The 11,711-nt window shown below is 28.3% G+C and carries 10 protein-coding genes; 1 reads left to right on the top strand and 9 read right to left on the bottom strand.

All coding sequences use genetic code 11. The features are described from left to right. Positions 1-52: 52 nt before the first annotated feature. On the bottom strand, positions 53-1,141 hold the full coding sequence (locus tag Q0881_RS01065) for an efflux RND transporter periplasmic adaptor subunit (protein ID WP_299156134.1): 1,089 nt from the start codon (positions 1,139-1,141) through the stop codon (positions 53-55). 27 nt (positions 1,142-1,168) lie between these two features. Next, positions 1,169-3,502 carry a TolC family protein gene (locus Q0881_RS01060; protein WP_299156133.1) on the bottom strand — a complete coding sequence of 778 codons (2,334 nt, stop codon included), beginning with the start codon at positions 3,500-3,502 and terminating at the stop codon, positions 1,169-1,171. A gap of 271 nt (positions 3,503-3,773) precedes the next feature. Between Q0881_RS01060 and Q0881_RS01055 the strand changes: the two genes are divergently transcribed. Further along, positions 3,774-4,910 carry a helix-turn-helix domain-containing protein gene (locus tag Q0881_RS01055; protein ID WP_299156131.1) on the top strand — a complete coding sequence of 379 codons (1,137 nt, stop codon included), beginning with the start codon at positions 3,774-3,776 and terminating at the stop codon, positions 4,908-4,910. A gap of 21 nt (positions 4,911-4,931) precedes the next feature. Here Q0881_RS01055 and Q0881_RS01050 read toward each other — a convergent pair whose 3' ends face one another. The 7 genes from Q0881_RS01050 to Q0881_RS01020 all read right to left on the bottom strand — a co-directional run bounded on the left by Q0881_RS01050 (position 4,932) and on the right by Q0881_RS01020 (position 11,691). After that, entirely contained in the window at positions 4,932-5,513 is a 582-nt protein-coding gene (locus tag Q0881_RS01050) for a hypothetical protein (protein ID WP_299156130.1), read from the bottom strand. After that, positions 5,506-6,615: an NTP transferase domain-containing protein gene (locus tag Q0881_RS01045; RefSeq protein WP_299156128.1), complete on the bottom strand. Its 1,110-nt coding sequence runs from the start codon at positions 6,613-6,615 to the stop codon at positions 5,506-5,508. Before Q0881_RS01045 ends, Q0881_RS01050 begins: the two co-directional genes overlap by 8 nt. Beyond that, entirely contained in the window at positions 6,608-7,084 is a 477-nt protein-coding gene (moaC, locus tag Q0881_RS01040; protein WP_299156126.1) for a cyclic pyranopterin monophosphate synthase MoaC, read from the bottom strand. The genes Q0881_RS01045 and moaC overlap by 8 nt, the downstream gene beginning before the upstream one ends. A gap of 4 nt (positions 7,085-7,088) precedes the next feature. Further along, complete coding sequence (locus Q0881_RS01035; protein ID WP_299156124.1) at positions 7,089-7,526, bottom strand: hypothetical protein; 438 nt, start codon at positions 7,524-7,526, stop codon at positions 7,089-7,091. Positions 7,527-7,560: 34 nt separating this feature from the next. Then, positions 7,561-8,808: a molybdopterin molybdotransferase MoeA gene (locus Q0881_RS01030; RefSeq protein WP_299156123.1), complete on the bottom strand. Its 1,248-nt coding sequence runs from the start codon at positions 8,806-8,808 to the stop codon at positions 7,561-7,563. Positions 8,809-8,844: 36 nt separating this feature from the next. Further along, on the bottom strand, positions 8,845-9,837 hold the full coding sequence (gene moaA / locus Q0881_RS01025; protein ID WP_299156122.1) for a GTP 3',8-cyclase MoaA: 993 nt from the start codon (positions 9,835-9,837) through the stop codon (positions 8,845-8,847). Positions 9,838-9,921: 84 nt separating this feature from the next. Further along, on the bottom strand, positions 9,922-11,691 hold the full coding sequence (locus tag Q0881_RS01020; protein WP_299156121.1) for a DNA mismatch repair protein MutS: 1,770 nt from the start codon (positions 11,689-11,691) through the stop codon (positions 9,922-9,924). Between the last annotated feature and the right edge of the window lie 20 nt (positions 11,692-11,711).

Genomic DNA, 11,711 nt, shown 5'->3' with positions numbered 1-11,711 from the left:
AACTAGTTTTTCTTTTCCGTATAACGGAAGGTTAATTTTATATGAATTTTTCTTATTGAAGTTTTACTTCTTGTCCGTTAAGTAATGTTTGTAGACCAGCTGTGGCAATTTTTTGACCTTCTAATAATCCTGACTTTATAATAAAACCATCAGGAGTTAAATCGCCAATGGTTACCAGTTGCTTGCTTACTTTGGTATTTCCACCGTCTTCGTTAATTAAAAAAACAAACTTACCATTACTGTCTTCTCCTACTGCGTTTGCGGGTACTACTAGCTCTTTATTTGTACTTTTTTTATCATTTTCAAAATGAAAAATAACATTTGCTGCCATACCACTTTTTACTTCTTCGGAAGGATTTGTAAGTACAATTCGTATTGGGTAAGTAGCGGTATTAGAATCTAAGGCTGGTGATATTTCAGTAACTTTCCCTTTAAATATTTTTCCTTGTAACGAAGAGAAGGAAACATCTACTGGCATGTTTTGCGTTATTCCATTAATGACACTTTCTGGCAAACCAAGAAAAATTTCCATATCTGTACCAGCGTTAAGTGTTGCAATTGTTTGTCCTGGAGTTACATTTTCATCAATCTCCGCTTCAACAGAAGATATGATTCCATTTGCTGGAACTACTAAGTAGCCAAAACGTATTTGTTCTTGTTGTAGAGCTACGCTTTGTTTAGCTGAACTATACGAGTTTTTTGCTGAATTATATGAGTTTTTTGCTGATTCGTAATTGCTTAAAGCTGTAGATCCTTTTTCAAAAAGTTTACGTGTTCTATCTAAACTTAATTTTGCAGTATTCATTGCTGATTCTGCACTGTTTAATGAGGATAAAGCGCTTTGGTAATTTAAACGAGCTTGTACATTGTCTAGGGTTGCTAATTGCTGCCCTTTGCGTACTTTTTGGCCTATTTTAATATTAAATTTTGTAATAATTCCAGAGTTCCTAAAACTTAACTTTATAATTTTATCGGTACGTGAAGTTCCACTAAATGAACGAATTTTATCGCCACCAAAAAACCCTACTGTTTGATATTTTACTGGACGTAATAGTTTTACTGTTTCTTTTTTTTCTTCACCACATGATGTAAACAGTATCACTGAAAAAACTATGATTAAAAATTTGATATTATATTTCATTTTGATGATGTTTTTATGGTTGAGTTGTTATTGTTTATTTAATAAATAATCTTGAAAACGTTGCGTAAAATCATTGTTTTCAGTTTGAGAATGCAGTAAGAAGTAATAGCCAATGTTACGTTCTAATTGTACTGCGTTAATTAAGAAATTATATACAGCATTTGCTTTTGATAATTGTGCGTTTAAATAATTGTTTTGAGCATCTATTAATTGCACAAAGTTTACTGCTCCTTCTTGATATGATGATTGCGTTAATTCTAATGATTCTTTTGCGGTTTGTTCAGATACTTTTGAAAGTTCAATGTTTGAAATTTCATTGACTAAATTTAAGACGCTGTTTCTTACGTTAGCAGCGATATTTAATTCGCTGTTTTGGCGATTTATCTCTATTTGATCTTTTTGAATTATAGCTGTTTGCTTATTAATGTTGTTTTGATTTTGATTGAAAATAGGAATTGATAAATTTAAACCTGCATTGTAATTTCCATTAATAAAAGCTGCACCAGCTGGAAGTGTGCTTCCAATACCATTTCTACCAAACGTATGATTGTATTGGCCTTGTAATGCTACTGTTGGTATAAACCGATTACTCCCACTTAATTTAATATTTCGTTCCGTTGCTTTTAAATTATAATCTAACGATTTTAATTCTGGAGCATTCTTTTTTGCTTCTTCTATTAAAAAAGATATAAATGGTTCCCGGGTTGTTGGGTTGTCTAATAATGCAGTTAATTGGGTATAATTATAATCTTTATAGATTCCTTCATTTAACTTAGCATCATCTATTTCAATTCGCATTTCTAGCGGATTGTTTAGTAGTTGATTTAAGCCTATAAAACCTTGTTCTAGTTGATTTATAGCCTGTACCATTACTTGTGTGTTTTGAGCTAACTCACTACGAAAACGTAAAACATCTGACTTATCTGATTGCCCTGCATCAAAATTCTCTTTAGCTATTTGCAGATTTTTCTTAGTTAAATCTAAATTCCGCATCCTTATTTGCGCATTTGTTTTTAATATTAAAGCATTAAAATATGCATTTGATGCATTAAAAACGGTGGTTAATTCCTGTGCATTATAATTTTCTTCTTCTGCTTTTTTTAGATTTTTTTGAATGGTAATATTTGCACTTGCAGCTGGAGAAAAAATAGTTTGTTGTAATGTAATATTTCCACTAGTTGAAAATTCAGGATTTGCATTTGAAGCAATCTTTGGATCAATATAAGTTCCACTTGCTGTAGCTGTTACTTTGGGTAAGTAATTGCTTTTAGCTGTTTCTACATTCTGCTGGCTTAAATCAATATTTTTCTTATTAGCTTTTAATGATAAGTTATTTCCTAAAACCTGTTTCATAACTGAAAGCAAGTTGTAGTGCTTTTTAGCATTAATATCTTGGAATTCTCCAACAAAATCGGTGTCGTTTAATAAGCTGTATTTTATTGGAATTCCAATTGCATTTGCAGTGTTATAATTAATAGTTAATCGTGGACTGTATTCTATATAGACTGGCATGCTTGCTAATGATGTACCATTTATATAACTTTCTATTGTTAATGCTACTCTTCTTAGAAATTGATCAAAATTATCTTCTGATTGATTTGTTGCCATAATTCCACTCTGAACATCGTTAATACTATTTATAGTAAAAGAGGGGAGTTTTTTCTCAATAAAAACGTTTGCTATTTTTTTTGTTTCATTCTCCGTTAAGAAAAATCCACCAGCAATATATACTGCATCTATTCCATCAAGGTTAGAAGTAATATCATTTACATTTTTAAAAGGAATAAGTTTATAAGTAGCATTTACTTCTTTTAATTCTTTATCGAAAGTTTCTTTAAGGGGGAGTATGTTTACAAAAGGGGCTTCTATAATAATACCAACTTTTTTAAAGTTGGTGAGTCTTTTTAACTTTTTTAAATCTTCTAAATACGATTGAGAATTTATTAAATACGTAAAATTCTTAATACCTGAAGTAACCTTTGTTATGTCAATAGAATTAAAATCCCTATTAACTGCACCAAATAAAATAGTAGGTTTTTTATAGGTTTTTTGCGCTTCTATTATTTTGCTATTTACAACACCAAAAGCTAAAATAATATCGGTTGAATTATTTAATAATGTATTATAATTTTGTTTCGCTTTTTCTGAATTGTAGTTGTTAACTAATAAGCTGTTGGTAGGAAAATTAATAACAGCATCTTCTCCGACAATAATTTTAATTTGATTTTTTAATTCTTGTAATAATGGATCTACTTCAATGGTTTTGTTATCTAATAAGATACCAATATTGTAGTTTTTCTTTTTTTGAGCGTAAGAAAAAATTATGCTAAAAAATAATAGAAAAAGAAAAAGTCTTCTCATTTTTTGTTGTTTTAATTGATTTTTATTCAATAGATAGATAAGAAAGGGAGAGATCTTGTGTAAGAATAGGTTATAAATATAATAATAAAAAATTTAGGTACAAAATTAACGCTTTACCACGAGTTGGAAGTTTAACTTTATAATATTAGATAAACTTAAGCGTATTTTAAATTGTTGTTAATGAATGGTTAATGGGGTTTTTTTGTAATTTTATAATAGTAGATGAATTTATATATAGAAATGTATTTTTGTAGATGAATTTAATAAGCATATGAGCATAATAAAAGCCTTTCCAATTATTAGCATTCTTTTGGGGTGTTTTTTAACTTTTTTTATTATACAAACTAAAAATAGTTTTGGGAAAAATAATGTTGCCAAATATAGTTTAGCTTTAGTAGTATTTCTTTATACTTTAGTTTCTGTAGGTAATTATATTGATAGTAATCATTATGAAGTTCCACTTTATGTAAGTTTTATTTCTTTTATCTCTTTTACGTTTGTTGGAATTTCATTTTATTATTTCTGTGCATCAGTTATAGATAGGAGAATAGGATTTAAACCTATTATGTTGACTGTTGTTATCTACGGAGTTTTTAAAGTTTGGTTTTTTATTTATTTGGTAGAAATAATTGGTAGTCGTGAAACAATGAATATGTTGTTACATAAACCTTATAAACCAGTTATAATTTATGCTATTTACGATTATATTGTTTCTTGCTTATTAAACATATTCTTTATTTACAGAGCATATATTTTGTTTAAAACAACCCCGCTCATAGTAGCACTAAACACAAAACGAGAAGTTTATTTTAAATGGATTAATCTTTTGTTTTTCATCAATTTTGCTGTGATTTTTTCATTAATGGTTCAGGTAATATTGGTGTTATTAGGAATAGGTAGTTTAGATATTATTTTTATGATAGAGCCTATTGTATATACCGTTTATTTCTTTGTGTTTGTATATTCGTTAATGTATTTTCCAGTATTTGCTTTTACAGGTGATTATCATGATTTACCTAAAAATATTAAAGAAAAGTATAAGAATTCTTCGTTAAACAACTCTGAGGAGTTGTTTAAAAAAGTTGATAAGTTAGTTATTAAAGATAAGTTGTTTCTGTTTTCAGAGCTTAAAATTAACACCTTGTCTGAAAAATTAGGTACATCTGTTCCACATATCTCTCAAGCCATTAATGAAAATAAGAATATTAGCTTTTCAGATTACATTAATAGCTTCAGAATTAATGAAGCAAAAAAGAAATTACTTGTTGAAAAACCTGATACCATTTTTGCTATAGCTATCGATGTAGGATTCAATAGTAAAGCTACTTTTTATCATGCTTTTAAAAAGTTAACTAATACCACACCTACAGAGTTTAGAAAGCGTCAAGATGAAGAGTTAATGGTTTAGAGTTTTCTTTATTTGTATATTTTATTCTCCAGCTATAGCATCTTGTAAGTATCTAAACTTGTTCGTAAATTCATTATACTTGAAATTGTTGTCTTTTGCTGCATAAGCTTCCCAACAATTTTGTAGATATTCTAAATTTGGTAAAGTAATTTTTACTTTATAATTATAAAGAATAGGAAATTCTGATGAAGTATAATTAGTTAATCCTTGTAGTTCTGTTTTTCCTTTATGAATCCCAGAACAAACGAGAAAGTATTGAATGGTTTTTGAAAAATGTTGTGTAAAGAAACTACCTAAAGCTATTAAGTTTACTTGCGAAAACTTGGTATAATCTAACCACAATACTACTTCTTTATAATCACTTAAATCTTCTAGTTGTAGTATAGGTTTTATAGTAGTATCAAAATAATTTACTCTAGATGTTTGATAAGTATTTTCAAAATAAGAATAACGTTTTGACCAAAATGAATCAGAAAAAACATCTTTTACTAAAGGACCTTCAGTAAGTTTTTCATTAAATAATAAAGTATCACCTTCTATAGTTGAATTATTGAAAATAGTTAAGGATTCTTTAGTGGAAAATATATGTAATGTTTTACTCATTAATCTCTTTTTTAGCAAGTTCAAATTCTTCAGGAGTATTGATGTTTCTAATTAAAGTATCATCAACTTCTACAATTTCTACATCAGAATTAATCAACATTTTACGAGGACAAGAATACCCTTGCGCTAAATATTGTAATAATTTCGAATATGCTTTAGGCTCATATATGGTAATTAAAGGCTCAGGAAAGTCTTTGTTTTTTCCTTTAATTGCAGTTGCAACCTTACTTGGATTCCTTTTCTCTAACAATAATTGAATTAATTCATCATTTACAAAAGGAACATCTGTAGCCAATACTAACCAAGCCGAATTTGGATCTTTCTGAAAAGCAGAACAAATACCTCCAAAAGGGCCAAGATTTAAAAAAGTATCATGAATTTCATCATTCTCTTCAGAAACAGCTTGTACCGAAAAATAAGTTTCTAAACTATTCGATTCTAATAATTCTTTAGCAAATTGTTTTTGAGGCTTTGCATAGTAGTTTAATTCGGATTTATCAGTACCCATACGTGTACTTTTACCGCCTGTTAATACTAAACCTTTAACTGGTGCTATGTTCTCTTTTATTAAATTATGAATATGATTAGTAATCTTATCAATATCATTGATAGAATAGCTTGTGATATTTTCTATATGAGGAAACTTTTCTACTAAACAATCAAAATAAGGAGTATTAGAATTTAATTTTATTATAAATTGAATACTTGTTATTTGATCTAACCTCTTTTTTATAGATGCTTCTTTTTCATCGTCTAAAATTAAAATTTGTTTCGCTCCTTGGTAGTGATTACCATTAATAAAAACAAAATCATGATTTACAAACTGTAATCTTTGCTCAAATTTATTAATAGTAGAAACAGTATTTATTTGTAGGTTTCCTTCATGATGAAAGGTGTATTCTGATAATTTATTTTTTTCAATATCTTTAGCATGAGAAGCATCAAAATACCCTAGATTATAAGTGTTTAAATTAGCTGAAACGTTATATACTAAATCTGCAATAACACCACATTTAGTTCCTAGAATAGCAACTTCATTCGTAGCATAAGTATCATTATGCTTTTTTGTAATATTTGCGTGTTTTTGATGTTTTTTACCCATTTTTAATATCAGATTTACCACCTGTTTTTTCTAATAATTTAACTTCTTTAATTACCATTTCTTGACTGATAGCTTTGCACATATCGTAAATAGTTAAACAAGTTGCTGAAGCTCCTGTTAAAGCTTCCATTTCTACACCTGTTTTTCCTTCAATAGTAACCTCACAAAACACTTCTATATGTTGTGCATCTATAATATTAATAGCAATGTCTACTCCATTAATTAATAATGGGTGACACATTGGAATAATATCAGAAGTTTTTTTTACGGCTTGTATACCAGCAATAATTGCTGTTTGAAAAACAGGACCTTTTTTAGTAATTAATTCTTCATTATTAAAATGAGAAATAATTTCCGAACCTAAATACATAGTTGCTTTTGCAATAGCGGTGCGTTTCGTGATTTTTTTATCAGAAACATTTACCATTTTAGGTTGGTTTTGTTCGTTTATGTGGGTGAATTTATTCATTACATTAAAAAATTAAATTGTAAGACCATTTTAAGGTGGTAAACACACCAGTAAAAAAAGATATGATTAAGAAAATAAAAAAGAGCGCAAAAAAGAATGATGTAATACTGTCATACCATTTAGATGTATCCTCATTTTTATAGACTCTATTAATTTCATTTCTTGTTTCATTTGTAGGTTCAATACAATCGATAATAATTCCTTCTTTATCAAACCAATTACCTTTGTCTAATTTTATTATAGAGAAATGATCTTCTTTTGATAAATGAAAATCAAAGTCTTTTAAACTCTTTAATAATGAAGTAACTAATTTTAAAACACCTTTAGAATTAGCTCTAATAAAAGTATCTTCACGCTGATAAAAGATACCTAAGTATGCATCTTCATTGGTGTCTTCAAATTCTAAAGAGTTAATAAGGTCTTTTAACTGGTTTTCTTTCATTTCTAATTTTTAACTCAAAACTAAACATTAATAATTAAAAATCCCGATAAGTTATTACTGGAAAAACACTTCCTTTTGTAAATTCTATTTCTTCTGTTTTTGGAATTTCTATAAATCCATCAGCTTCTGTAAGACTAACTAAATCACCAGAACCATTTCCTTTTATTGGCGTTGCAATTAAATGACCAAAACGGTAACTTAGTTTAACTTGTAAGAAATAGGTTAGATTGGGTTTAAAATTTACATCCTCAGAAAGTATTGCATTTTGTATATTTTCTTGAACTTCTACAGATTTTTTATACCACGGGTAAAAATAAACCATACAGTTTACAAAGGTGGATACTGGGTTTCCTGGAAAAGCGAAAACAACTGTATTTTTTTTATTTTTTGAATTTTGGTAAACATTTTTCTCACTCATATCTAAAGCATCTGCAAAGCCAAACCAAAAAGGTTTTCCTGGGCGTTGTGCTACTTTATGAAATAGTTTTTCTACTTTTAATTCAGTTAATACCTCAGGTAAAAAATCGAATTTACCTTTACTTACTGCGCCACTAAATAATAGGGCATCATATTCTTGTAAATAGCTATCTATCTTTTCTTTTAAAACTTCTTTATTATCTGGTATATGTCTAGTTTCTGAAGAAATATTTAATTTATCTAATAAGGAAACTAACGTATATACATTAGATCTTCTTATCTGATAATCTAAAGGTGTTTCATGCACATCAACCAATTCATCTCCAGTAGAAATAATTAGCACTTTTGGTTGTTTGGCAACTTTTATAGTTGCTTTTCCTACAGTTGCAATCACTCCAATTTCAGCAGGAGAAATAATAGTGTTTTTAGTAATTAAAACAACTCCTTGTTTTTTATCTTTTCCTTTTTGATGAATGTTTTGACAATCGTTGATGGTTTCCACATTAATGGTTGCAATTCCGTCGATTATGTCGACATCTTCATATCGAATTACGGTATCGCAATTGTTAGGTAATACTGCGCCAGTCATAACCTCTATACAATTATCTTTTTGCTGCATCGATAATTGTTTGCTGCCAGCGGGTTGTATTCCTTCAATTTTAAATTTACGTTGCCCATTTTTAAAAAGGGAGTAATTAATTGCAATTCCATCCATGGCAACACGATTGAAAGGAGGAAAATCTCTATCGGCAACAATATCTTCTTTTAAAACACGCCCAGCAGATTGCATAAAAGGAATATCTTCTATACCAAAATTTTGAGTGTTTTGTAATATGATATGTTTTGCTTCTTGAGTTGTTATCATGTTTAAAGGTATTTCAATTTGAAATAATGTTTTTATCTACCCACCAATAGTACTCATACTTTCACTCACATTTCCTTTTTTACGATTTGCCTCAGCAACAAAACCGTTTTCTGGTTTTTCTTTGATAAGCGATAAAAACAATTCTTTTAAATCTTCGTTACTAGCACCATTTCTAATAAAATCACGTAAGTTAAAAACACCGTCATCAAACAAGCAGTTTTTAAAAGTACCTGTTGAGGTAATTCTTATTCGGTTACAATCGTTACAAATAGTTCTAGTAAAAGCAGGGATAATTCCTACGGTTCCTTGATGATTTTCGATAGAGAAATTACGAGATGTCGATGATTTTTCTGAAACAACTGTTTTTACATCGTATTCAGATTTTATTTGATCTAAAATTTTAGTGTAATTCCAATTTTCTTGAGTGTCTCGCTGTCCTTTTCCGTTAAAAGGCATTTCTTCTATAAAACGAACAGCTATATTTTTGTTTTTAGTTAAAGCAACAAAATCATTAATTTCATCAGTATTAAAACCCGATTGTACTACAACGTTTAGTTTTAAATTCAGCGAACTTTTTTCTAATAATTCAAAGGTTTTATATACTTCTGGAAAAACATCACGACGTGTAATTTTTGCAAACTTATCGGCATGTAAACTATCAATACTTAAATTGATGTTTTTTATTTTCTTAAATTTTTCTAGCGTTTGTATATGTTTAGAAACCAATGCACCATTTGTAGTAATGTTAATAGCATCTAACAAATCATTGTACGATAACATTTCTAAAAAAGACATAAAATCTTTACGAGCAAAAGGCTCGCCACCAGTTAAACGAACTTTATTTACACCCAACTCGGTAAGTACACGAATAATTCGGTACATTTCTTTGTAGGTTAAAAGCTCTTTTCTAGGAACAATATCTATTCCTTGAGCAGGCATACAATATTGACACCGAAGGTTACAACGATCGGTTACAGCTAATCGAACATAGCTGATTTGTCTGCCAAAATTGTCAACAAGTTTACTCATACTGTAAAGATATGGATTAATGAATCAAGTTTTTACTGTCATTTATCATAGTTTTATAAAAACTAACGTATGATAAAGTAATGTTTATACAATTTCCATTTTATTAAGTAAAAAAGAAGCGTTCATGTTTTTACATATTCCATTTTTCATTTTATAATCAAAATGAAGTTCATCGTTTAGAATTTCAGCATCAAAATAATAATTTTTAATAGTAGTATACTCAGTAGCCAAATCACATAAACTTACATCGTGAGTAGCTATAATTCCAGTAGAATTAGAATTGTTTAATTTTTCCACAAACTTTTTAGATCCAATGGCTTTGTCTTTACTATTGGTCCCTTTTAAAATTTCATCTAAAATGATAAAATAATTCTCGTTTTTAATCTCGTTTACAATAAATTTTAAACGTTTTAATTCAGCATAAAAATAAGATTCATCTTCGTTTAAAGAATCTGAAGTTCGCATGCTTGTAATTAATTTTATAGGACTGTAATTAAATTCATTTGCACAGACTGGAAGTCCACAATTAGACATAACAATGGATAATGAAATAGTTCTTAAAAAAGTACTTTTACCAGCCATATTAGCTCCAGTAACAATAAAAAACTCTTCATTATTTATTGTAAAATCATTATCTATTCTTTTCGAAGGATTTAATAAAGGATGCCCTAAGTTTATAGCATCTAAGATTGTTTTTTCTTGCTCAATTACTGGAAAAACATAATCATATTTATTAAAAACAAAATTTGCTAATGAGTTTTGAGCATCAAAAAAAGAAACAACATTAAACCATTCTTCAACTGTATCTTTATAAGTGGAAATCCATTTTTCTATTTGAATAGAATTACGAATATCCCATAAGAAAAGACCATTTCCTATTATTGCAATTATAATATTGTTTCGCTGATCAAAAGCATCTAGTTTTTTTGAAAATTCTTTAAATATCGTAGAAACCTTTTTCTCTTTTAATTGAATTTTTTCTTGTTTTCTTTTTAATGTTGAATTTGTAAATTCTTCATTTTCTATTTGTTCTAATAATTGATAATACTGATTAAATGTTTCTTTAGCTTTTGTTGTTTCTGTAGATAATTGCTGGATTTTTTTTATGAAAGAAGCAGTAATTGACAAACCTATAAAAAACCAAATAAGAACAACAGAAAAAGGAATAATGTTAAAAACAAGTAAGCCAATTAAAATTAGCGATACAGTAGAAAAAACATAAGAAAAAAGTGCTAAAAAAGAAGGTAGTTTTTGCTGATAAGATTGTACCCAGTTTACAATAACAGGTATAGAAGTTTTTGTTTGTATTAAACTAGCTACTGCTGTAAAATGTTGTCGCCATTTAGCTTTTAAAGAAAGTTCTTTAATTACGTGTTGTTTTTCTTCAATAGTAACAATATCATTATTCGTTAAAATAGAAGCTAATAATTTTTTCCCTTCAGCGGTAGCAGTTCTGTTTAAATATTGGAAAAAAGAACCTATACCAAATAAATCTATATCATTACTAAAATAATGTTCAGGATTGGTGAATTCCTTTCCTGTATCTAAATGAGAATATTTACCATTTAAAACTTCAATCTCATTTTTGTTAATATTTAGTTTAGCTTCTGTAAGTTTTTTTTCTGCCTTTAATTGAGAATGCTTTAGTATTAAATAAATAAAGCAAATTATTCCTAGAGCACTACCAATAAATAAAGTCTTTGTACTGGTTAGTGCAATATAGATAGATAAAGAAATACTTAAAAAAGCAAAAAGCCTTAAAAGACGCGTTGTTAATAATTGCTTTTTAAGTTTGGTAAGCGTTGTATTTAAGCTATTTATTTCTTGTTTATAAAACGAAATAGGTTGTTGCATTGTATCGTAAATGAATATTG

This window comes from uncultured Tenacibaculum sp. (genome assembly GCF_947494125.1).
Taxonomy (GTDB): Bacteria; Bacteroidota; Bacteroidia; order Flavobacteriales; family Flavobacteriaceae; genus Polaribacter.
The sequence above is the reverse complement of the archived record's forward strand: the minus strand, read 5'-3'. Positions and strand labels throughout refer to the sequence as shown.